Annotated in this window: 17 protein-coding genes and 2 pseudogenes; 5 read left to right on the forward strand and 14 right to left on the reverse strand. The window is 63.3% G+C overall.

Features of this window, described 5'->3' with window-relative positions; all coding sequences use genetic code 11:
• The 3 genes and pseudogenes from M653_RS1000000137140 to M653_RS0129940 form a co-directional block, all read right to left on the reverse strand.
• Positions 1-1,551 (reverse strand): AMP-binding protein (locus M653_RS1000000137140; protein WP_032936480.1); only part of this gene is annotated, 1,551 nt, incomplete at its 3' end.
• A gap of 1,710 nt (positions 1,552-3,261) precedes the next feature.
• A pseudogene (locus tag M653_RS01000000133990) lies at positions 3,262-3,498 on the reverse strand (isoprenylcysteine carboxylmethyltransferase family protein); the annotation flags it as partial.
• A 58-nt stretch (positions 3,499-3,556) separates the two neighbouring features.
• Positions 3,557-4,453, reverse strand: coding sequence for an NAD(P)/FAD-dependent oxidoreductase (locus tag M653_RS0129940; protein WP_027146607.1), 897 nt, complete (start codon positions 4,451-4,453; stop codon positions 3,557-3,559).
• A 113-nt stretch (positions 4,454-4,566) separates the two neighbouring features.
• Between M653_RS0129940 and M653_RS0129945 the strand changes: the two genes are divergently transcribed.
• Positions 4,567-5,211: a TetR/AcrR family transcriptional regulator gene (locus M653_RS0129945; protein WP_027146608.1), complete on the forward strand. Its 645-nt coding sequence runs from the start codon at positions 4,567-4,569 to the stop codon at positions 5,209-5,211.
• 580 nt (positions 5,212-5,791) lie between these two features.
• Here the strand turns inward: M653_RS0129945 and guaA are convergent.
• Together guaA and M653_RS0129955 are read right to left on the reverse strand one after the other, a co-directional pair.
• Positions 5,792-7,354: a glutamine-hydrolyzing GMP synthase gene (guaA, locus tag M653_RS0129950; RefSeq protein WP_027146609.1), complete on the reverse strand. Its 1,563-nt coding sequence runs from the start codon at positions 7,352-7,354 to the stop codon at positions 5,792-5,794.
• Positions 7,355-7,410: 56 nt separating this feature from the next.
• On the reverse strand, positions 7,411-7,893 hold the full coding sequence (locus M653_RS0129955) for a MarR family winged helix-turn-helix transcriptional regulator (RefSeq protein WP_027146610.1): 483 nt from the start codon (positions 7,891-7,893) through the stop codon (positions 7,411-7,413).
• Positions 7,894-7,979: 86 nt separating this feature from the next.
• Here M653_RS0129955 and M653_RS0129960 point away from each other — a divergent pair, with 86 nt between their 5' ends.
• The gene (locus M653_RS0129960) at positions 7,980-8,297 is read left to right on the forward strand and encodes a hypothetical protein (protein WP_027146611.1); all 318 of its coding nucleotides are present in this window, start codon (positions 7,980-7,982) and stop codon (positions 8,295-8,297) included.
• A gap of 12 nt (positions 8,298-8,309) precedes the next feature.
• Here the strand turns inward: M653_RS0129960 and M653_RS0129965 are convergent, their stop codons facing one another.
• The 3 genes from M653_RS0129965 to M653_RS0129975 form a co-directional block, all read right to left on the reverse strand.
• A complete protein-coding gene (locus tag M653_RS0129965; protein ID WP_027146612.1) occupies positions 8,310-8,945 on the reverse strand; it encodes a 5'-methylthioadenosine/S-adenosylhomocysteine nucleosidase in 636 nt (211 codons plus the stop codon).
• 4 nt (positions 8,946-8,949) lie between these two features.
• On the reverse strand, positions 8,950-9,408 hold the full coding sequence (locus tag M653_RS0129970; protein WP_027146613.1) for a PaaI family thioesterase: 459 nt from the start codon (positions 9,406-9,408) through the stop codon (positions 8,950-8,952).
• Positions 9,409-9,548: 140 nt separating this feature from the next.
• Entirely contained in the window at positions 9,549-10,838 is a 1,290-nt protein-coding gene (locus M653_RS0129975; protein ID WP_027146614.1) for an RsmB/NOP family class I SAM-dependent RNA methyltransferase, read from the reverse strand.
• Between the two features lie 316 nt (positions 10,839-11,154).
• Here M653_RS0129975 and M653_RS0129980 point away from each other — a divergent pair, with 316 nt between their 5' ends.
• Entirely contained in the window at positions 11,155-11,832 is a 678-nt protein-coding gene (locus tag M653_RS0129980; protein WP_027146615.1) for an MIP family channel protein, read from the forward strand.
• A 69-nt stretch (positions 11,833-11,901) separates the two neighbouring features.
• On the opposite strand, the gene katG is transcribed toward M653_RS0129980, so the two are convergent.
• Positions 11,902-14,103: a catalase/peroxidase HPI gene (gene katG, locus M653_RS0129985; RefSeq protein WP_027146616.1), complete on the reverse strand. Its 2,202-nt coding sequence runs from the start codon at positions 14,101-14,103 to the stop codon at positions 11,902-11,904.
• Positions 14,104-14,282: 179 nt separating this feature from the next.
• Here katG and M653_RS0129990 point away from each other — a divergent pair, with 179 nt between their 5' ends.
• Positions 14,283-15,191, forward strand: a complete 909-nt coding sequence (locus M653_RS0129990; RefSeq protein ID WP_027146617.1) for a hydrogen peroxide-inducible genes activator — start codon at positions 14,283-14,285, stop codon at positions 15,189-15,191.
• A 93-nt stretch (positions 15,192-15,284) separates the two neighbouring features.
• Here M653_RS0129990 and M653_RS0129995 read toward each other — a convergent pair whose 3' ends face one another.
• Positions 15,285-15,917 carry a class I SAM-dependent methyltransferase gene (locus tag M653_RS0129995; protein WP_027146618.1) on the reverse strand — a complete coding sequence of 211 codons (633 nt, stop codon included), beginning with the start codon at positions 15,915-15,917 and terminating at the stop codon, positions 15,285-15,287.
• Between the two features lie 209 nt (positions 15,918-16,126).
• Here M653_RS0129995 and M653_RS0130000 point away from each other — a divergent pair, with 209 nt between their 5' ends.
• Positions 16,127-17,671 carry an alpha/beta hydrolase gene (locus tag M653_RS0130000; RefSeq protein WP_027146619.1) on the forward strand — a complete coding sequence of 515 codons (1,545 nt, stop codon included), beginning with the start codon at positions 16,127-16,129 and terminating at the stop codon, positions 17,669-17,671.
• A gap of 7 nt (positions 17,672-17,678) precedes the next feature.
• Here M653_RS0130000 and M653_RS0130005 read toward each other — a convergent pair whose 3' ends face one another.
• The 4 genes and pseudogenes from M653_RS0130005 to M653_RS0130020 form a co-directional block, all read right to left on the reverse strand.
• Positions 17,679-19,451 (reverse strand): AMP-binding protein, encoded by a 1,773-nt coding sequence (locus tag M653_RS0130005; RefSeq protein WP_027146620.1) that lies wholly within the window; start codon positions 19,449-19,451, stop codon positions 17,679-17,681.
• Between the two features lie 92 nt (positions 19,452-19,543).
• Positions 19,544-20,242, reverse strand: a complete 699-nt coding sequence (gene hisG / locus M653_RS0130010) for an ATP phosphoribosyltransferase (protein ID WP_027146621.1) — start codon at positions 20,240-20,242, stop codon at positions 19,544-19,546.
• Positions 20,239-21,360, reverse strand: a complete 1,122-nt coding sequence (locus M653_RS0130015) for an ATP phosphoribosyltransferase regulatory subunit (protein ID WP_027146622.1) — start codon at positions 21,358-21,360, stop codon at positions 20,239-20,241. Before M653_RS0130015 ends, hisG begins: the two co-directional genes overlap by 4 nt.
• A 181-nt stretch (positions 21,361-21,541) precedes the next feature.
• Positions 21,542-21,756: pseudogene (locus M653_RS0130020) on the reverse strand (histidine--tRNA ligase); the annotation flags it as partial.

Consider the following 21,756-nt stretch of genomic DNA (forward strand, 5'->3'; position numbering starts at 1 on the left):
GCCAAGCCGCTCGCGTGGGTAGCCAGGATCCAACGGCACATAGGCGCCGCCNGCCTTCAGCACGCCGAGCAGCCCGATCANCATTGCGGGCGACCGCTCGACGCACAGCCCGACCCGGTCGTCGGGCTTGACGCCAAGCCCGATCAAACGATGCGCNAGNCGATTGGCCTCAGCGTTCAACGCGCCATAGCTGAGCTCCAGATCGCCCTGGATCAGCGCGATCGCATCGGGATTCAGACGGACCTGTTCTTCGAACAGTTCATGGATGCCGCGATCCGACGGGTGGGCCGCTTCCGTCCGGTTCCACGTCTCGAGAACAAGCTCGCGCTCGGACGCCGACAGCAGATTGAGCCGCCGGACCGAAACCTCACGCGAGGCGGGATTTAACGCCTCCCACGCCAGCGTAGCCAAGTGCCCAGTCATCCGTTCGACTTGCCCGGAGGCTACCCTTGCCAGATCGTGAATCAACCGCACCGCGCCATCCAGCGCCCGGATCTGCAACGTCACCGCCCCGCCGAGCGCTCCGCTATCGACATTCTCCGGCCAACGCCCGTTACCCTCAATCACGCCTACCGCTATGTCCCAGGGGAAGGGTCGCCGCAATTCCTCGATCCGCAGCAATTTCGGCGCCCGTATCAGCAAGTCCTGCGTGTAGCTTCCGGCGGCCGTCGCTCGCACACAGGCTTCGACTATGCTGGGTTTCACCTCAGCAAAGGTGCGATCGAGATCGATCTCCACATCGAGCGGCACGACTGGCGCCAACAATCCCGCCAGCAGTTGCGAGCGCAGCGCCTCCGCCCCCCACCCGAACTGTATCTTCGTCTCCCCGGTGATCCGCGCCAAGTATAACGCCCACACCGCCAGGAGATGCTCAACGCGCTGGTTTGGACCAAGCCCCGCCAGCGCCTCAATCTTTCGCCACGGAGTGACCCGCCACCGGGGCTCGCTGGGTGCAAGCCCAGCGAACGGCAGCGGAAGCGGGCGGTATTGCTCCAACTGGTGGAGCCAAAGCTCTTCATGCTCCGCGGCCGCCTCATAGGCCGCCTCGATAAACCGCGCATCCTGCTCCGAGAGCACCGGCAACACATCCTTCGCGGATAGCCGTAGCTCCCGGGCCAGCTCGGCGGCGACCACCGGCTCGCCGGTTGGTCGCGACAACTCAGCGACAACCACATCAGTGCTACCAGTCGCCACGCACCAATAGTCCGCACCAATCTCCAGCAACGTTCCCGCTGCCATTCCCGACCGTGCAGGCAGCACCTCCAGCCGCCCCACTCGCACCACCCGATCGGGAAGCCGAACCGTGGCCACCCCCGGTGGGTTGGCGCGATGTGGGTCAAACTCCAGTGACGACACCAGCGCTGACAAATCCGCCGCTGGCCGATCCCACCGCAGACAGCCGTCTGCCTTCGGGATGTGGCGGCGGTCGGGCCTGGACGGCTGCTTTTGTGCGTCGGGTGCCGGTGTTGCGTCTTCCAGACCCTCTAAAGGTTCGGCCAGACCCTCTAAAAGTTCGGCGCTTTCCTCAACCGCGGCTTGGTAGGATTTCAAATTCAGGCCCCCGCAGTTTGGCAAACTCGTGCTCAGGTACGCGCTATCGCATCTGCCGCAACCGGAACCGGCTGCTGCACCATCATTTCGTCGATGCCGGCTAACTAATTCGTCGCTGCCGGCAAATAACACAGGAGCGCGAATTCATGCCGACGCAGCCCGCGGTACTGTCCGAACCGGCGTGGTAAGGTCTCAATGGTGGATTTTCCTCCCTCCACCCATGATCGATGTATCGATCTACAAGCAGTATCTCAAGAACGAAGCCAATGAATCCTCCACTTATGTACTTCTTTCTGAAATCGCGTCTATACTTAGTCGTACCAAACACAGCCGCGCCATACAACCAAAACTTTACTTTAGATAATTCGAATATACCTTCTGTGAATTCTTCATTAAAAACAGCGGGATAGGACAGACCTTCACTGCGATTGAGGCGCCTGGGCCTTCCGACGCGTAACTTTGTCCGATGCAATCACGGAAACGTGAACCAAGGCGCATTACGCCTCTAACAAGCTCTTTTCACATCAATTGCCGCAAGGCAGCTTGCCTGCCAGGAGACCTACGGGTTGACTACCAATGTTTCGGCTAAGGATGGCGTGCCGAGCCCAGCGCGGCCGCAAAACTCGCGAATGGCAGCCTGAACTGTGTGGCGGCTCCGGCCTGCAGCGGCGGTGAGTTTGGAGGTTTGGGCTTGCTCGACTAGGTCCGGCAGAGCAGGTTCTGTTCCGAATAGCCGCAACCGCTTCGCACGCGTCGTGAATCTTCACCATTGCCGCCTCCGCGATCGCACCAGGAAAACCTCTCGATCCGGGTATTGGCGCTTAACCTAGTCGTCCGGAGCAACCGTTCTTGAGCGCCTACTGTCCAGCCTGTCGCTGGTTAGATGAGAGGAAGTGAATCTAACCAGCGATTACCTTTGGCGAGACAAACCTGCTCTCGACAAAACGGCTTCGCGCGATCTGTCGAGGGGTCGGCATCTTCTGCGTCTCCCGGATACCAGAGCCAACAAATTCGACGGGTCCACTTATGCGGCCGAGCTGAAGTATTTCCCGTTTGGGCGATTGCGCGGGATGTAGGACTAGAGATGCAGCTTAAGCCGCAAAAACTGCCGCCGACCTCGAACGCAGCAAACCACAGCCCTTGGTTAGGGCCTGTTAGACAAGCCTATTTGCACGCCGTTGTAGGCCAAAACCCTCTGTCGGGCTGAACGGGATTTACTTCCGAAGCAACGACGTGTCAGATCAACCAACGGTCCGGAAGAGGGCAGCTGAATCTCTGCTATTGCCGCGGTTTCCCTACTCCCACTCGATTGCTCTAAATCTAGTTAAGCCATTGACATCTCTAGGTCTTTTATTCATTGCCGCGGCCGACCCATGGGCCGTCAAAACGTTACAGTTTTGATTCAAAGGGAAAGATAGCACGAAAGTTTTTGTGCGGTTTCGGCATCTATCGAAGTCGATCGCCTTTCCGGCCCACTTTGGGCAACTCAGGTGGGTTTCACAGCGAACGAAGAAAGTACCGCCACCAACTGGGCCGGGGGAGGTTGAATAGCCTGTGGGTTTTTTGGGACCGTTTGCGGACCGGCCTGAGCCTAGGAATCATTTTGCTCAACTGCCTCTTCGAAACGGCTGATCGGCCAAAGACGCCCCTCAGGGAGAGGAGGCCCCGCAGGCAGTAGCTGCGGAATAGTCAGAGCCAGCGGCGAATCTCGGTCGTTGGCTGCGACGGCGGAACGTTGGTGCCCAGCTGCCGGAACAGCCCCGCCGCTACAAGCATTATCGCCGCGCCGGCAGCGAACAGCAGAGCGCCCGTCGCCGCCAGCAACCGCCAGATGCCGAAAGAGCGCAGGGTGACGAACCGCTCCACCGCCAGCCCTAACAGCAGCGCTCCCAGATAGACGAAGGGCGGAGGGAAGCGCACACCCGCGCTGTCCGGTTCGACGGCCATGTTCATCCTCCAATCAGTGCTATCTATGCGCGGCAACCGGAGACGAGAATCTCTGATGTCAAACCAGCATCGACTGCTGGGCGAAGATACCCGCCATCGCGCCGTGCGATGATGCCAGGGTGACCGATGGCGGCGTAAGGGGGTTGGCGAGGTCGCCGGCGGCGTAGATGCCGGGCATGCTGGTTTCGCGGCGCTCGTCGACCTTGAGGATGATGCCGAGGGGCGTATCGACCGTGGCGAGGCCTAGTGATTCATGCAGGTTTGCGGACGGCTTGTTGCGCGGATGCGCGAACAGGATGTCGACCGCGACATTTGGGCCGGTATCGAGCTTGACGGTGGCGTTATGGCCCTCGTGATGGGCGATCTCGATGATCCGGCCATCGACGACAGGCGTGTTGCGGCGCGTCAGATCGGCCCGGATATCGGACGGAATGTCATGACCATCGGCGAAGACCGTCAACCTGTCGGTCCAATCGTGGAACAGCTTGACCTGATTGTGCGACTGCCGGCCGGACCAGACGAGGCCCCAATGCTGGCCGGCGACTTCAAAGCCGTCGCAATAGGGGCAGGGCACGACGGACTTGCCCCAGCCTTCGGCAAAGCCTGGAACATCAGGCATCTGGTCGATGACGCCATAGCTCAGGATCAGGCGGCGCGCCCTAAGGGTTTCGCCATCGGAAGTGAGGACTGAGAAATCGTCGATGGCGCCGGAGATGCTTTCGGCCCGGGCATTGACCAGCCTGATCGTGGGATAGCGGGCCAGCTGCTGCCGCGCCTCGGCCAGGATTGCCAACGGTGGCTTGTGATCGTGGCCGAGCAGACCATGCGAGTGGCCGGCGAAGCGGTTGCGCGGCAGGCCGGTATCGAGAACGGTGACCTTGCGGCGGGCACGGCCGAGCTGCAGGGCGCCGGCGAGACCGGCAAAGCTGCCGCCGATGATGATGACGTCATCCATGGTGATGGGCTCCGTTGCAGGACAGGTTGAACCCATCCAATGGCTTGCATATTTCGGACACTGCATGGTATCGTAATTCAAGAATTAGGATACTGTCAAGGACTGGAATTATCGTGACCGAAAATAGCCACCGCCGGCGCGGCCGGCCCACCAACGAGGCGCTTGGCCAAACGATCCTCGACGCCGCGAGCGAACTCTTTGTGGAATTGGGTTTTCAGGCGACGACGTTGGACAAGGTCGCCCAGCGGGCGAAGATATCCAAGCTCAGCATCTACAGGCACTTCGAGAACAAGGAAGCGCTGTTCAGCGCGGCCATGGCGGCCGGCTGCCATGGGTTTGCACAGGCCCTTTTTGAAGGTGTCGACGGTTCGGCCGAAGATCAGCTCATGGCGGTGGGATCATCCCTGCTTCGCACCCTGTTGAGGCCGGACGTCCGCAATGTCGAAGCCATGATCATGGCCGACACGACCAATCAGAAGTCGTTAAGCAAGCTCCATTACGAAGCTCGCCCCGCCCATATCATCGCCCAGATCGAGGCCCTGTTGCGTCAGTTGCACGCGAAGGCGATGCTGAACGTGCCCGATCCTCTCCAATCCGCCCGCTTGTTTGCCGCACTTTTCAAAGGATCCGATCTCGTGATGATCGCACGCTTCGATGGGGCGAGAGCCGAGGACGAAAACGAGATCGAATCCTATTGCCGGTCGGCCGTCACCATGTTCATCGCCGCGCACGGCGGCAACGACCACGCGGGCGGATAGGCATTTGATTGCTCCTGGCAACTTGGCCGGGACCGTAGTCAAGGCGCTTCGTCATATTGGGCCGGCGCGCGCCGCCGAGCTTGCACAGATCGCGGCACCTCATCTTTCTCCCAACGATAAAAAGACGCGCGCATTTACCGCAGTCCAAGCTCCCGCCTGGATACGGTCAACGCCTCCTCTCCATCGCAGATCCGGCAGCAGTCGGGACAACATTCGATAGGTGATGCGACGGTGTCATCCGACGATATGCGATCGGGTCCGAAACTTCGATCGGTACCGCAGCCCAGAGCTGAAACTATGTATGTCGACAACTAAAGTACCGTCAGCGCAGAAATGTCATGCTACAAGACATTTTCGGTATACATTTCAAAGCGTTGATCCGCAGAAAAGTACCGTCAAATTCTAAGAACGAATGACGGGACTTTTTAGAATTCTATGTCGGATACGAAAAACACCGTCAAAAGTACCGTCAGAGTGATTTCCTACAAGCTGCGAGCCGCGCCAGGCGCTCCGATAAACTTGACGATTTCAATGACTTGATAGGTTTGTTCGCCAGAGCCGCCGATCGCCGCCGCTTCCCCTATTCCCACTCTATTGTGCCAGGCGGCTTCGAGGTCACGTCGTACACCACACGGTTGATGCCGCGCACTTCGTTGATGATGCGGGTGGCGGCGGCACCCAGGAAGGCCATGTCGTAGTGATAGAAATCAGCCGTCATGCCGTCGACCGAAGTGACTGCACGCAGCGCACAGACGAATTCGTAGGTGCGGCCGTCGCCCATCACGCCGACGGTCTGCACCGGCAACAACACGGCGAAGGCCTGCCAGATCGCGTCATAGAGGCCAGCCTTGCGGATCTCGTCGAGATAGATGGCGTCGGCCTCGCGCAGGATCTCCAGCTTCTCCCGGGTGATGCCGCCAGGGCAGCGGATGGCAAGACCGGGCCCTGGGAACGGATGGCGGCCGATGAAGCTTTCGGGCAGACCGAGCTCCTTGCCTAGCGCCCTCACCTCGTCCTTGAACAGTTCGCGTAACGGCTCGACCAGTTGCATGTTCATGCGCTCGGGCAGGCCGCCGACATTGTGGTGCGACTTGATCGTCACCGACGGGCCGCCAGTGAAGGAGACGCTTTCGATGACGTCGGGATAGAGCGTGCCTTGTGCCAGGAAATCGGCGCCGCCGAGCTTCTTCGCCTCGTCCTCGAACACCTCGATGAACAGCCGGCCGATAGTCTTGCGCTTCTTTTCCGGGTCCGACTCGCCCTCCAGCGCCGAGATGAATTTGTCGGAGGCATCGACCAGGATCAGCGGCAGATTGTAATGCTGGCGGAACATCGCCACCACACCGGCGGCCTCGTCCTTGCGCATCAGGCCGTGGTCGACGAGAATGCAGGTCAGCTGGTCGCCGACCGCCTCATGAATCAGAAGGGCGGCGACCGAGGAATCCACGCCGCCCGACAGCGCGCAGATGACCTTGCCCTTGCCGACCTGCTTGCGGATCGCCTCGACCGCGTGTTCGCGATAGGCGCGCATCGTCCAGTCGCCTTCGATGCCGGCGATGTTGTGAACGAAATTCCTGAGCAGCCGGGCGCCGTCGGGTGTGTGCACCACCTCCGGGTGGAACATGATGCCGTACATCCTGCGCTCGACATTGCCGAAGATGGCGAAAGGCGAGCTTTCCGATTTGCCGAACACCCCGAAGCCCGGCGGCAGGGCGATGACGCGATCGCCATGGCTCATCCACACCTGATGGCGCTGGCCGGTCGCCCAAAGCCCCTCGAACAGCGGACTGTCCTTCTCGATCTCGACGAAGGCGCGGCCGAATTCGCGATGGTTGGAGCTTTCGGCGACGCCGCCCATCTGCACGCACATGGCCATCTGGCCGTAGCAGATGCCAAGCACCGGCACCCCGGCGTCGAAGACGATCTGCGGCGCGCGCGGGCTGCCGATGTCCGATGTCGAGGCGGGGCCGCCGGACAGGATCACAGCTTTCGGATTGATGCGCTTGAACGCGGCTTCGGCCGACTGGAACGGCACGATCTCGGAAAACACGCCGGCCTCGCGGATGCGGCGGGCGATGAGTTGGGTAAACTGGCTGCCGAAATCGACAATCAGGACGGTGTCGGTGTGATTGGCTGTCGTCATGGCGAGCCTTTAGAGAAAGAAACGAGTCGGCGCAATGGGTTGCGCGGTCGCGCCGCTCACTTCGGCCCCGATGCTCCTGCCGATGCGTCGCCCCGCCCCGCGTCAAGTGTGCGCAAGGCATCCATAAGCGCTGCGAACCGCTGCTCGCCGATGCGATCGATATAGCCGCGCTCGATCTGAAGCTTGATGCGGTCGCCGTCGCGCAAGGCATCCAGACCCTTGCGGGTATAGCACACAAGCTTGCCGCGGCCGTCTCGTGGATCGGGCAACCGCTCCAGCACGCCTTCCGCCTCCAGACCGTCGAGCAATTGCTGAACCGCTTGCTTGGAGGTGGCGGCGCGCTCGATCAATGCCGACTGGCGCGTGCCGTTGCGCGGGATGTGCCCGAGCAGCCCGGCGCGCGCCTCGCTGAACCAGGCGTGGCCGGCGGACCGCATGGCGGCAGCAAATTCCACCTGCCAGGCACGGCTCGCCTGCCATAGCCGCCAGCCGACATGATCCGGCGACGCTTCGGTTTTTTCGTCAAGCAGCTTGACCATTTATTCCAGACTCCGTATAGTCAAGATACTTGACGATATTCATCCCGTCGAGCCTCTTTCGAAACGCGAACCCATGGACAGGTATAATGACATTACTGTACAGGGACACGCTGGCCATTATCATGGTCGGAACCACGCATGTCATCGACATGGGCGGCAAGCACGCCTTCGTCCACTATGAAACTGAAGATCGGGCGCACATGCTCCTACCGGACGGCACACGCTTCCACGGACTTTGGGCGCTGCTGGACGACGGCTACAAGGTCGAATGGAAAGACGGCCCCGCCGGCGCGTGGAAACTCGATCATACACCGGGAGCGATCGATTATATCGACGCAACAGGCGCCGTGCGCGGACGCGTCTCACGCATCGATTTCGGCGATCCGCAGTGCCTAGCCGCTTGATCCGAAGAACAGTCAGCCCTCGAGCAGGCCGCCACCGATCGCCCGTTCGAGCGACCCGATCGCCACGGCCAGTTTCTCGTCGATGACGTGCAGATATTCCGTCCAGTCGTTGACATGGCGCAGATCGGCCGCGCCGTCGGAAATGCCGCGCAGGCCGATCAGCGGCACGCCGAACAATTGGCAGGCGCGCAGGCAGGCGAAGGTCTCCATGTCGACCATATCGGCGTCGATCGCGTCGTAAGCGGCACCGGTGACGATCGCGCCGCCGGTCGAGAGCGTGGCGCTTCTAATGCCTGGAATAACGAGAGGCAGCGGCACCGTCACCGGCAGGTCGAGGAAAGGCGTCACGCCCTTCTCGAAGCCGAGCGGCGAAGCGTCCATGTCGCGATAGCTCACCGAAGCGGCCTGGTAGATTTCAGCCTGTTCCAGCTTGCGGCTGCCGGCCGAGCCCAGCGAAACGACGAGGTCCGGCAATGCTTTTGTGGATTTCAACCAGGAGAGCTCGGCGCCCAGCCGTACGCCGGCTTCGACCGGGCCGACCCCCGCCATCAGCGGGTTGAACAGCCGCTGCAGATGCGGGCCATATTCGGCCTGCGCCGCCATGACGAAGAGCACATTCTTGCCGCCAATGCGCACGACATTGCTCATCGGATCATCCCGCTATACCGTCGCGACCAACCATCGTCATCATCGTGCCGGTCATGGTCGCGATCAGCTTGGCCTCGCCGTCGGCGGCGAAGGCATAGGCCTGGCCGTCGGCAACGATGATGGTGCGGCCGGGTTTGGTCACCGAACCGCGGAACAGAAAGCGTTCGCCCCGGCCCGGCGCCAGAAGGTTGACTTTGAATTCGATGGTCAGCACGCCGGAATTCTCAGGCATGAGCGAGAATGCCGCATAGCCGCAAGCCGAGTCCAGCGCCGTCGAAATGACGCCTGCATGCAGGAAGCCATGCTGCTGGGTCAGCGCCGCCGAATAGGGCATCTCGATCTCGATTATGCCGGGTGTCACCAAAGTCAATTCGGCGCCGATCGTCGCCATCGCCTGCTGGCGTGCGAAGGACGCCCTGACGCGATCCTCGTAGTCTGGAGCCGGTACGATCTTCGCTGCCATCGCCGTTGCCTTCGTTTGTCTGGCAAAGCTTATTGCAGAGGGATCGGCGGCAGGCAATCTCAATTGCTGCACTGCAACAATTGGTCTCGTAGGCCGTCACCGGCCGAGTGGCCGCGAACTGCCGGCGGATGCGGCAGGGCTCAGTTGGTCCGGCGCAGCGCGCAGAAATAGAACCCATCAGTGCCGCTCAGCGCCGGCGACAGGGAAATATCGCCGCCAGCGCCGATCCGCGCCGCTGCTTGGTGGCCCGGAAAACGGCCGTCCCAGAGAGCGCGGTGATCGACCGGGGCAAAGCCGCTGCTGCGCTCACGAAACGCCGTGACCTGTTCGCCATTCTCCTCGTCGAACACCGAGCAGGTGATATAGACCAGCAGGCCGCCGGGTTTGACATACATCCTGGCGGCATCGAGGATCGTCGCCTGCTCGCCCTTGCGGGCGTCGAGCTGTCTCTGTGTCAGCCGCCATTTGGCATCGGGACGACGCCGCCAGGTGCCGCTGCCGGTGCAGGGCGCGTCGACCAGCACGATGTCCATGTGACCGACCAGTGGGGCAAGCTCGGCCGGCTTGGTGGCGACCTGCACATTGCGATTTTCCGAGCGGCGGATGCGGTCGAAGATTGGCGCCAGCCGCGCCTTTTCGGCATCATGGGCAAAGATCTGGCCGTGATTGTCCATCGCCGCCGACAGCGCCAGCGTCTTGCCGCCAGCGCCGGCGCAGAAGTCGAGCACCTGCATGCCGGCCGTCGCACCGGCAAGCGCTGCCGCAATTTGCGACCCCTCGTCCTGGACTTCGAACCAGCCTTTCTGGAAGGCCGGCTCGGCCTGCACGTTCGGGTGTCGGCCATCACCGTCGATCGGCGGGATGCGGATACCGTAGGGTGCGATCCGTGCGACACTGGCACCGGTCTGCTCCAGTTCGGCCAAGACCTTGACGCGATCGGCTTGAAGCGTGTTGACCCGGATGTCGAGCGGCGGACGCGTGGCCAGCGCCGCGCCCTCCTCGACCCATGTCTCGCCAAAGGCCCGCTCGAAAAGCGGTTCGCACCAATCGGGTATGTCGGCGCGAACCGCGGGCGGCGCGTCGGCAAGCCGGCGTTCCGCGATTGCCCTGAGTTCCGTGGCGCTGAGCAGCGGCGGCGCGAACTTGTCGCCTTCGAGCGCAGCATTGAGCGACTGCCCCGTCTGGTTCCATTCGAGCAACAGCGCCCCGAAGCCGATGGCGCGCGGCGTGTCTTCGCCCAGCAACCAGCCGGCAGAGCGCTTGTGACGCAGCGCGTCGTAAACGATGTTGCCGATCGCGGCGCGATCACCACCGCCGGCGAAGCGATGCGACAGGCCCCAATCCTTCAGCGCGTCGGCCACCGGCCGGTGACGCCGGCCAATGTCCTCCAGCACTTCGATAGCCGCAGCCAGCCGTCCGCCCAGTCGCATTCGTCATTCCATCAAATCGAGCACATTATCTGGTCTGCTCTTAGAGCCTTTCACGTCCGGATTGAACCCCGCTCGGTCTCGCCGCGAGCGCAAGCTGGCCATGGTCGGCAAACCTGTCCGATCAGTAAATCTTCACGGCGGTTAGCAGTAGGCAGACCAGTAGATGCAAGATTTCTAATGTTTCTTACTGGCGGCTACAAGGACGACTTGTGGCGCAACAGCTCTGCTTTCCAAGTTTTTCGGTTGGGAATACTCTTGCCGGCATGATTCGCGGCGCGGAAACCGTGGACCGGCGGATCGTCACGAGGAGAGGGCAATGAAGACTTATCTGGCGGAAGTTCTAGGCACATTTCTGTTGGTGTTCATCGGTACGGCGTCCGTGGTGACGGGCGGCTTCGGCGGCGCGCTGCCGCTTGGCCAGGAAGGCATCGGCCTGGCATTCGGCATCGGCCTCATCGCGGCGGCCTATGCGATCGGCCCGATTTCGGGCGCGCATCTCAATCCGGCGGTGACACTCGGCGTCTTCCTTGCCGGCCGGCTGCCTGCCAAGGACGTCATCCCCTATTGGATCGCGCAGATCATCGGCGCCATCATCGCCTCGCTTGCGCTGTGGATCATCGTTTCCGGCCAGACCGGCGGCCACACAGGCGGCTTCGGCGCCAATGGCTGGGACGAGACGAAATGGGGCATGAGCTCGGCGTTCCTGTGGGAACTGATCGGCACCTTCACCTTCGTCACGGTGATCCTCGGCGTTACCGCTGAAAAGCACTCGACGGCTTTTGCCGGTCTGGTCATCGGCTTGACGCTGGCCGGCATTCACTTCGCCATGATCCCGGTCACCGGCACCTCGGTCAATCCGGCGCGCTCCATCGGTCCGGCGCTGTTTACCGGCGGTGCCGCACTCAGCCAGCTCTGGCTGTTCATCGTCGCGCCGTTGATCGGCGGCGCCATTGCCGGAGTCGTCGCCAAGGCGCGTATTTTCGAGAAGGATTGATTGCCGGAGCTTGAATGCAAAAAGGCGCGAGCTACGGCCCGCGCCTTTTTTTGCGACTTTGAGTTCGGATCAGGCAGCGATATCAAACCGGTCGGCGTTCATCACCTTGGTCCATGCCGCAACGAAATCCCGGGCGAATTTCTGCCCGGCGTCCGCCGATCCGTAGACTTCGGCCAAGGCACGCAGCTGCGCATGCGAGCCGAAGATCAGATCGGCGCGGGTGCCGGTCCACTTGACGGCCTTGGTCCTGCGGTCGCGCGCCTCGTAGACCTCTTCCGAGCCCGGCTCGGAGCCGGCAGCCGGATCCCACACCGTGCTCATGCTGAGCAGGTTGACGAAGAAGTCGTTGGTCAGCTTACCCGGCCTGTCGGTGAACACGCCATGCTTTGACTGGCCGGTGTTGGCGCCGAGCACCCGCAGGCCGCCAACAAGCACCGTCAGCTCCGGCGCCGACAGGCCCAGCAACTGCGCCCGGTCGACCAGCATGGCTTCGACCGACATGGGCTGCTTGCCTCTGACGTAATTGCGGAAGCCGTCGACTTTCGGCTCGAGAGCGGCAAAAGAGTGGACGTCCGTCTGCTCCTGCGAGGCATCCATGCGGCCGGGCGTGAACGGCACCTTCACGTCGTTGCCGCCATCCTTCGCAGCCTTCTCGACGGCCGCGACACCACCGAGCACGATCAGGTCGGCAAGCGAGACCTTCTTGCCGCCAGCGTTGAACTCCTTCTGAATGCCTTCGAGCTTGGCAAGCACCTTCGCTAGCTCGGCCGGCTGGTTGACGTCCCAGTCCTTCTGCGGTGCCAGCCGGATGCGGGCACCGTTGGCGCCGCCGCGCTTGTCGGAGTTGCGGAAGGTCGAAGCCGAGGCCCAGGCCGTCGAGACCAGTTCGGAAACCGACAGGCCGGAGGCCAGGATCTTGGCCTTCAGCGATGCGATGTCCTGGTCGCTGACCAGTTCATGGTCGACCGCCGGGATCGGATCCTGCCAGATCAACTCTTCCTTCGGCACCAACGGGCCGAGATAGCGGACGACCGGGCCCATGTCGCGGTGGGTCAGCTTGAACCAGGCGCGGGCAAAGGCATCGGCGAACTGATCCGGATGTTCGTGGAAACGCCGTGAGATCTTCTCGTAGGCCGGATCGGCCCGCAGCGCGAGGTCGGTGGTCAGCATGGCCGGCGCGCGACGCTTCGAAGGGTCGTGCGCATCGGGCACCGAGCCGGCACCGGCGCCACCCTTCGGCGTCCACTGATGGGCGCCTGCCGGGCTCTTCGTCAGTTCCCATTCGTAGTTGAACAGGTTGTCGAAGAAGTTGTTGCTCCACTTGGTAGGCGTCGTTGTCCAGGTGACTTCGAGGCCCGAGGTGATGGCATCGCCGGCAATGCCCGACGCATACTTGCTCGACCAGCCGAGGCCCTGCGCCTCTATGCCGGCGCCTTCCGGCTCGGCCCCTACCAGCGAGGCATCACCGGCGCCATGGGTCTTGCCAAAGGTGTGGCCGCCGGCGATCAGCGCCACGGTTTCCTCATCGTTCATCGCCATGCGAGCGAAGGTTTCGCGGATGTCGCGCGCGGCGGCGATCGGGTCCGGCTTGCCGTTCGGGCCTTCCGGGTTGACGTAGATCAAGCCCATCTGCACGGCGCCGAGATGGCCACGAAGCTCACGGTCGCCCGAATAGCGCTCGTCGCCAAGCCACTTGGTCTCGGAGCCCCAGTCGACGTCCTGCTCCGGCTCCCAAACGTCGGCGCGGCCGCCGGCGAAGCCGAAGGTCTTGAAGCCCATCGATTCCAGCGCGACGTTGCCGGTGAGGATCAACAGGTCGGCCCAGGAAATCTTGCGGCCGTATTTCTGCTTGACCGGCCACAGCAGCCGGCGCGCCTTGTCAAGATTGGCGTTATCAGGCCAGCTGTTCAGCGGCGCGAAACGCTGCTGGCCCGCTCCGGCCCCGCCGCGACCGTCGCCGATGCGATAGGTGCCGGCGCTGTGCCAGGCCATGCGGATGAACAGCGGCCCATAATGGCCGAAGTCGGCCGGCCACCAGTCCTGCGAATCCGTCATGACCTTATGCAGGTCCTTGACCACCGCATCGAGGTCGAGACTCGCGAATTCCTTGGCATAGTCGAAGTCCTCGCCCATCGGGTCCGACAGGTTCGACTGCTGGTGGAGAACGCCGAGGTCAAGCTGGTTCGGCCACCAGTCACGGTTGGTCCGGCTGGCGGATCCATGCGCAACAGGGCATTTGCCCGCGCTGTTGTCGTCGGTTTTCGCGTCCATCTCTCACTCCAATTTTGCCGAGGTTTGATTTTGCCGAGGTTGATTTTTGCCGAGATTCTGGGGGCGGCCAGCGGCCCGCGCCAATCTGGAACCACCCCAGACTAGGCCACACTGACGATAAAAACAAATTGCCTTTCCTGTTTATTTCGATAGGATTTTCTTATGATAGGCTTGACTGCATGATCGGATTGACCGTTCGCCAGATGCATTATTTCGACGCGCTGGCGCAGACGCTGCATTTCGGGCGTGCGGCGAAACTTGCCGGTGTCAGCCAGCCGGCGCTGTCCTCCCAGATCGCAGAAATGGAGCAACGGCTGAACTGCCGGCTGTTCGAACGCGGTGGCAAGTCGGTGCGCATGACGGACGAAGCGGTCGCCCTGTTGCCACGCATCGAGCGCATCCTGGCTGACATACGTGACGTGGAAACGACGGCCCGGCGCGGCCGCACCGCCATGGAGGGACGCTTCCGGTTGGGCATCATCCCGACCGTCGCGCCCTATCTTCTGCCGCGGGCCTTGCCCGAACTGAAGAAGCATTTCCCGGCCCTGCTGCTCGAACTGCGCGAGGCGGTCACCACCTCCCTGGTCGAGGACACCGCATCGCGAAAACTCGATGCCTTCATCGCCGCGCTTCCGCTCGACCATCCCGGGCTGATCACCGAAGCGCTGTTTCCCGACCGGTTCTTCCTGGCCGTGCCATCAGGCGATCCGGCCTTTGCCTCGCCGCCGGTTCCGCCCCAGAGCCCGGCGCTGGAAAGACTGATGCTGCTGGAAGAAGGCCATTGCCTGCGCGAACAGGCGCTGGCCGTCTGCGGCAATGTGCGGCCGGTGGCGATGGCAAGCTATGGCGCGACCAGCCTGACCACGCTTTTGCAGATGGTGGCGCACGGGCTCGGTGTCACTCTCATCCCCGAAATGGCGGCGGGCCCTGCCGGCACTATCCCCGATCTCAAGATCGTGCCGTTCCAGGAGCCGATGCCGCAGCGCATGATCTGCCTAGCCTGGCGGCGCAACAATGCGCGGCACGGCGAATGCGTCGAACTGGCGAAGATCATCCGGGGCCTCGGTGCGGTGATGCTGGTGGCGTGAGAAGCGAACAACCCCGCGCCGGACCGTTCGCGCGTGCGAGAGCCGGGCTCGGCGCAGGGCCATCGGAGATGCGGAACCGACGACGTCAGCCTGTCAGGGTATCGCGATGCCGGCATGGTGACTTCCCAAGTGCCAGAAGGGTAGCCGAAACCGATCACGCTCCGCTTCGACGATATGGAAGCCCGCCGCCCGGATCAGCTGCAATGGGTCGCGATTGAGATGGCAGCCGCCGGCGAGCCGGCCCCACAGCCGGTTCAGATGCTCCTGCCACCGGCGGCAACGCGGCCCTTCGGCCTGGCCGTGCTCGATGAAGATCAACCGGCCCGTGGGCTTCAGGATGCGCCGGATCTCGGTCAGCGCGACCTCAGGGTCCGGAATGGTGCAGAAGGCATAGGTGACGACGACCGTGTCGGCGAAGCTGTCGGTCAAGGGCAGTCTTTCACCGCTGGCCCGGATACAGTCGACATCGAATGGCAAGGAACGGGTCTTCGATTCGGCCAGACCCAGCACCGTGCCGTCGGGATCGACGCCGATCACCCGTTTCACCCTGCCGGCGTCGTAATAGGGAAGGTTCAGGCCGGACCCGAAACCGACCTCGACCACAACGCCCCCCGCCCGCGGGATCAAGCGCCTTCGCATATGCGCGAAGGCGCTGGCCGAACAGCCGGCGTGGACGAGGTAGGGAGCAATGCAGCGCGCGTACCAGGAGAGACGGGATTGGCACATGCTTCAGCCTCCTAGCCGGGTGCTGGCGGCACCGGAAGGGATGCCTCCGCCGGCAACGGGCCCTGATGTGCAATGGTGGATGGGAGTATTGACCAGTGACATTTCTCGCTCCAAGGGAGTCTCATGATCGGGCCCGATCGGCCCGACGTCGTGGGATGGATAGAAGGCCGGCGTCCCCTCAACGTCCCTGGATGGCGGTGGTCGGATCGATGGAGCGATTGGAATTCCGATTTCTGGGTTTTCCGGAGTTCCGCTTGAACGGCCGGCGGGTGGAACTCGCCCTGCGCAAGGCGGCAGCCCTCCTCATCTATATCGCCGAGGCCAGCGGGCCGGTGGCGCGCGAGGTCGCCGCCACGCTTTTGTGGCCCGAGACCGACGATCAGGCCGCACGCGCCCGCCTTCGGCGGACACTGTATAAAATCCGCATCGCGTTCGGCAGTGAGATCATCGCCGCCACAGGCGGCTCCCTCAGCCTGCACCCAGCATTGTCCGCCGGGATCGACACCAGGGTTTTCGAGCATGCCTGCAATTCCGGCTCTCTCGACGCCGCAGCCGATATCTACAAAGTCGACTATCTCGCCGGCTTGTCGCTGCCGGACTGTCCGGAATTCGAAGAATGGGTCTTCTTCCGGCGGGAGACCTTGCGCGGCCGCTTGGTGCAAGCGCTGGAGCGGCTCGTCGAAGCCAAGATCGCCAGCGGCGAGCCGCGCGGCGCGATCGTTCATGCGACGCGGCTGGCGGCACTCGACCCCCTGAGCGAAAGCGCGCACCGCCACTTGATCCGTGCCCACCTGGCGGCAGGCGACAGGGCGGCGGCGGAGCGTCAGATCGAGACGTGCATCCGGCTGTTGCGGGACGAACTCGGCGTAGCGCCGAACCCCGCCACGCTGGCCATGCTGCGCGAGCCAACCCAGGACACCACCTTGGACGTGCCCAGAACGCGCTATGTCGCGGTCGACGGCATCCACATCGCGTACCAGATCGTCGGTAGCGGCCCGACGGACATCGTGCTCGTTCCCGGCTTTATTTCGCATGTCGAGCGTATCTGGGAAGACCCGGGCTGCCGCGCCTGGCTGACCGCGATTTCGCGCCTGGGTCGCCTGATCCTCTTCGACCGGCGCGGCATGGGGCTTTCCGACCGCGTCGGTGCCCGTCCCACAGTCGAGGCGACGGCGCAGGATATTCTGGCGGTCATGAATGCGGCCGGCAGCCGCCGGGCCTTGCTCGTCGGCGCGTCGGAGGGTGGGCCGGGCTGTATCGGTTTTGCGGTCGAGCATCCCGATCGGCTGACAGGCCTTGTCCTGTGGGGCTCGCTCGCGAAAGGCAGCCGCACGCCTGACTATCCCTACGCCTTAACCGTCGCGCAGTATGATCTTTGGAAGCAACGCCTGCTCGCGGGCTGGGGTGGCCCGGCGGAAATCGAAACCTTCGCCCCAAGCCTCACTGGCGACCGTCAGGCGAGGACTTGGTGGGCCGGATTGCTCAGGGCAGCCTCCAGCCCGGGCGCGGTCGCGGGCCTGCTCGAGGCATTGCGGGACGCCGATGTCCGTCACCTCCTGGCAAAAGTCTCCGCCCCGACGATGGTCCTCCACCGTTCCGGCGACCGCGCCGTGCGCATCGAGGCCGGGCGGTTTCTCGCGTCCAGGATTCCCGGCGCGCGGTTCATCGAGATCGACGGCGACGACCACTGGTTCTGGGTCGGCGACCAGCAGATGCTGCTCAACAGCATCAGCGCGCTGGTACGACGCGGCTGATCCGGCCTCACGCCGTCTTCTGCGTCACCAGTCCAAGCTCTTCCACCATCGCCTGACGCATCAGGAATTTCTGCGGCTTGCCGGTCACCGTCATCGGCAATTCGGTGCGGAAGCGGATGTGGCGCGGCACCTTGTAGTGGGCGATCTGGCCTGCGCAGAAGGCCTTGATCTCCTGTTCGGTGGCGACCTGGCCCGGCTTGAGCACGATCCAGGCGCACAACTCCTCGCCATATTTGGCGTCGGGGATGCCGAAGACCTGGACTTCCCGCACCTTGGGATGCCGGTAGAGGAATTCCTCGACCTCTCTGGGATAGACGTTCTCGCCGCCGCGGATGACCATGTCCTTGACGCGGCCGACAATGTTGCAATAGCCCTCGGCGTCGATGGTGGCGAGGTCGCCGGTGTGCATCCAGCCATCGCTATCGATCGCCTCGCGGGTCTTTTCGTCGTCGTCCCAATAGCCCTTCATCACAGAATAGCCGCGCGTGCAAAGCTCGCCCGGCGCGCCGACCGCAACGGTGGCGCCATCGGCGTCGATCGCCTTGACCTCGACATGCGGATGGATGCGCCCGACCGTCGAGACGCGCTTTTCCAGGGGATCGTCAACGCTGCTCTGGAACGAGACCGGACTGGTCTCGGTCATGCCGTAGGCGATGGTCACTTGCGCCATATGCATCAGCGACACCACCTTCTTCATCACCTCGATCGGGCATGGCGAACCGGCCATGATGCCGGTGCGCAGGCTGGACAGATCGAAGGATGAAAAGTCCGGATGGTCGAGCATGCCGACGAACATGGTCGGTACGCCATAGAGGCCGGTGCAGCGCTCCTGCGACACGGCTTTCAACGTTAGGCCCGGATCAAAACCTTCGCAGGGGAAAACCATGGTCGCGCCCTTCGACACGCAACCCATCGTGCCCATCGACATGCCGAAGCAATGATAGAGCGGCACAGGGATGCAGAGCCGGTCTTCGACGGTGAGCTTGATGGCCGAGGTGACGAAATTGCCGTTGTTGACGATGTTCAGATGGGTGAGCGTCGCGCCCTTGGGTGCGCCTGTCGTGCCCGAGGTGAACTGGATGTTGATCGCATCGCCCGGCTTCAATCCCTCGGAAATGCGGTCAAGGCTGTCATGCTCGTCGCGCCCGGCCATGGCCAGCACATCGCCGAAATTGAACATGCCTGGCGAGTTCTCCTCGCCCATGCGGATGACGATCCTGAGCGCCGGCAACTTGCTGGCCTTCAGCTTGCCCGGTGTTGCCGAGGCGATCTCCGGCGCCAGCGTCTCGATCATGCCGAGATAGTCCGACGTCTTGAAGCTGGCCGCCGTCACCAAGGCCTTGCAGCCGACCTTGTTCAGGGCATATTCCAGTTCGGTCAGCCGGTAGGCGGGATTGATGTTGACCAAGATCAGGCCGATGCGGGCGGTGGCGAACTGCGTCACCAGCCATTCCCACCGGTTGGGTGACCAGATGCCGACCCGGTCGCCCTTCTGGAGACCGAGTGCCAGGAAGCCGGCGGCCAGCGCATCCACCGTGTCCGACAGTTCGCTCCAGGTGAAGCGCTTGTCCTGGCCGACAAAGACGGCGGCATCGAGCGTGCCGTATTTGCTGACGGTGTCAGAGAAAAGGGCTGGAATGGTCTTGTCGAGCAGCGGCACGCCGCGATCGCCGGACACATGCGCCCTGCCATCCACGGGCGCGATAAAGACGCCGCCAGCACGCGCGCCACGGCCGCGCAGATTGGTGGCGTTCTTCAGCTCGTCGAGATTGACCGGCATCGCTGTCTCCTCCAAGACTGGCCGAACCTATCAGCCTGCCGGGATGCTGGAAATCCCGTCGATGGTACTGGAGTCCCCTCCCTGAAGGATCGCTATGCGATCGCTGCCGCCATTTTCGCGACGATGTCGCGCAAGACGGTTTCGTCGGCAGCGGCACGTGTCTTCCTCGAGGCCACAAGGCAGGCCTGCGATTTCAAAACCACGCCATCGCCCAGCACCTTGAGATGGTTGGCGCGCAGTGTCGAGCCGGTGCTGGTGATGTCGACGATGACGTCGGCAAGGCCGGCCGCCGGCGCGCCCTCGGTGGCGCCGAGGCTCTCGACGATGCGATAGACCTGGATACCGTGTTTGAGCGAAAAGAACTGCTGCGTCAGCCGCCAGTATTTGGTGGCGATCCTGAGCCGCCGGCCATGGCGCTGGCGGAAATCGGCTGCAACGTCGTCGAGATCGGCCATGGTATCGACATCGAGCCAGATCTCGGGCACCGCGACCACGACATCGGCATGGCCGAAGCCGAGGCGGGCGACGATCTCTGCCCGCGCTTCCCAGTCGGCGAGATTTTCCCGCACAAGGTCCTCACCGGTGATACCGAGATCGACCACGCCCTGGCCTATTTCGCCCGATATTTCGGAGGCCGACAGGAAAACCACTTCGACATTGTCCAGGCCCTCGACGCGGGCGTGATATTTGCGCTCGTCGCCGGGCAGGCTGACGGCGAGGCCAGCCTTGGCCAGCACCTCCAGGGCCTGCTCCTTGAGCCTGCCCTTCGACGGGATCGCCAGTGTGATCATGATGCCGCCCCCCGCAACGCCTCGATGCGGTCGAGCCACACCGAAAAGCCGACACCAGGGATCGCGGTCTTGGCGCCGAGCAGCGTCAGCAACCTGTCATAGCGCCCGCCACCGGCGAGGGGACGCTCGCCATTGGCCGCCGCGATTTCGAAGACCACACCCGTGTAATAATCGAGCGGACGGCCGAAAGCGGCGTCGTAGCGGATTTTTCCCGAGGGCAAGCCATGCGCCTCGATCGCCTTGGCGCGGGCCGAGAATTTTTCCAGCGCGGCGCCCAGCGAAAGTCCGGCGCCGGCGGCGAAGGTTTCCAATGCCTGGGCCGCGCCATCGAGCGGCACGTCGATCGCCAGAAAATTCTTCAGGGCAGCGAAGGCCTCGTTCGACAGCCGCACGCTGCGCAACTCGGCTTTCTCGATCAGCCGCCGCGCGATATCCGACGGCGCGCGCCCTGCGGATGCCGACAGGCCAGCCTCTTCCATGCCGCCGGCAATGTGCTGGGAAAGACCGTCCAGATCGCCGTCGAGGACAAGCGCCGCGACTGGACCGGAGAGCTGGCCGTTGCGCGGCGGGTTGGCGAGATCGGCGAGTGCGGCCTCCAGCATCGGCGCCGAGCCGAAGGCGCGGGCCAGCCGCATGCGCCAGCCGCGCGGCAGGCCGAGCGCCGCCAGCACCGCCTCGAAGATGCCCTGGTCACCGAGCGTGATCGCCAGCGACTGGCCGGGCAGCACCAGCGACAGCAACGCATGCGCGTCGGCCACCGAGCGGGCATCGGCTTCGGCGGTGTCGCGGTCGCCGAGATCCTCGATGCCGGCCTGGAAGAACTCATTGCCGCCCTCGCGGCGCTGGCGAAACACTTCGCCGAGATAGGAATAGCGGCGCGGCGTGCCGGCCTGGCTGGCTATGTGGTCGAGGCAGACGGGAATGGTGAATTCGGGGCGCAGGCAGAGCGTCTGCCCGGTCTCGCTTTCGGTGAGGAAAATGCGCCGGCGCAGATCCTCGCCGGCCATGTCGAGGAACGGATCGGCCGGCTGCAGCACCGCGACTTCGACGGCATGTGTGTTGCGCGCAGCGAAGAGGGCGGTGATGTCGGCTGATATGGCGGGGTAGCGGGAGGTCATTGGGGGTGCCCTTCCCTTCTCCCCTTGTGGGAGAAGGTGGATCGGCGCGCAGCGCCGAGACGGATGAGGGGTGNGTGACGGAATGAGGCGTTTGCGTTCCCTGGAACACCCCTCATCCGACCTCGCTTCGCGAGGCCACCTTCTCCCACAAGGGGAGAAGGACAAGGGCGCGCGGCGCTCGTCACTTCGCGCGCTCTTCGGCCTGCGCCGTCAAAATCTTCTTCACCTCGGCAACCAGTTCGCTTTCCGCCACCGTCACCTGTGCCGGGCGCGCGGCGCGCCATTCGGCATTGTCGGTGATTTCGGCGGACATGCGAGCGCCTTCGATCAGGTCCTTGATCTGCAATTCGCCCTTGGCGCGCTCGTCGCCACCCTGGATGATGGCGACGGGACAAC

Origin of the sequence: Mesorhizobium sp. WSM3626 (genome assembly GCF_000513935.1) — a bacterium.
In the GTDB taxonomy this organism is placed as follows: Bacteria; Pseudomonadota; Alphaproteobacteria; order Rhizobiales; family Rhizobiaceae; genus Mesorhizobium; species Mesorhizobium salmacidum.

What these genes read in the sequence shown, in the direction of transcription:
- M653_RS0130015 (WP_027146622.1), bottom strand. Translation starts at nt 21,360, where the DNA reads ATGACCTCCCGCTACCCCGCCATATCAGCCGACATCACCGCCCTCTTC.
- M653_RS0129965 (WP_027146612.1), bottom strand. Translation starts at nt 8,945, where the DNA reads ATGAGCAATGTCGTGCGCATTGGCGGCAAGAATGTGCTCTTCGTCATG.
- M653_RS0129975 (WP_027146614.1), bottom strand. Translation starts at nt 10,838, where the DNA reads ATGCGACTGGGCGGACGGCTGGCTGCGGCTATCGAAGTGCTGGAGGAC.
- M653_RS0130000 (WP_027146619.1), top strand. Translation starts at nt 16,127, where the DNA reads ATGGAGCGATTGGAATTCCGATTTCTGGGTTTTCCGGAGTTCCGCTTG.
- M653_RS0129940 (WP_027146607.1), bottom strand. Translation starts at nt 4,453, where the DNA reads ATGGATGACGTCATCATCATCGGCGGCAGCTTTGCCGGTCTCGCCGGC.
- M653_RS0130005 (WP_027146620.1), bottom strand. Translation starts at nt 19,451, where the DNA reads ATGCCGGTCAATCTCGACGAGCTGAAGAACGCCACCAATCTGCGCGGC.
- M653_RS0129995 (WP_027146618.1), bottom strand. Translation starts at nt 15,917, where the DNA reads ATGTGCCAATCCCGTCTCTCCTGGTACGCGCGCTGCATTGCTCCCTAC.
- M653_RS0129955 (WP_027146610.1), bottom strand. Translation starts at nt 7,893, where the DNA reads ATGGTCAAGCTGCTTGACGAAAAAACCGAAGCGTCGCCGGATCATGTC.
- M653_RS0129980 (WP_027146615.1), top strand. Translation starts at nt 11,155, where the DNA reads ATGAAGACTTATCTGGCGGAAGTTCTAGGCACATTTCTGTTGGTGTTC.
- guaA (WP_027146609.1), bottom strand. Translation starts at nt 7,354, where the DNA reads ATGACGACAGCCAATCACACCGACACCGTCCTGATTGTCGATTTCGGC.
- M653_RS0129990 (WP_027146617.1), top strand. Translation starts at nt 14,283, where the DNA reads ATGATCGGATTGACCGTTCGCCAGATGCATTATTTCGACGCGCTGGCG.
- hisG (WP_027146621.1), bottom strand. Translation starts at nt 20,242, where the DNA reads ATGATCACACTGGCGATCCCGTCGAAGGGCAGGCTCAAGGAGCAGGCC.
- M653_RS0129960 (WP_027146611.1), top strand. Translation starts at nt 7,980, where the DNA reads ATGACATTACTGTACAGGGACACGCTGGCCATTATCATGGTCGGAACC.
- katG (WP_027146616.1), bottom strand. Translation starts at nt 14,103, where the DNA reads ATGGACGCGAAAACCGACGACAACAGCGCGGGCAAATGCCCTGTTGCG.
- M653_RS0129970 (WP_027146613.1), bottom strand. Translation starts at nt 9,408, where the DNA reads ATGGCAGCGAAGATCGTACCGGCTCCAGACTACGAGGATCGCGTCAGG.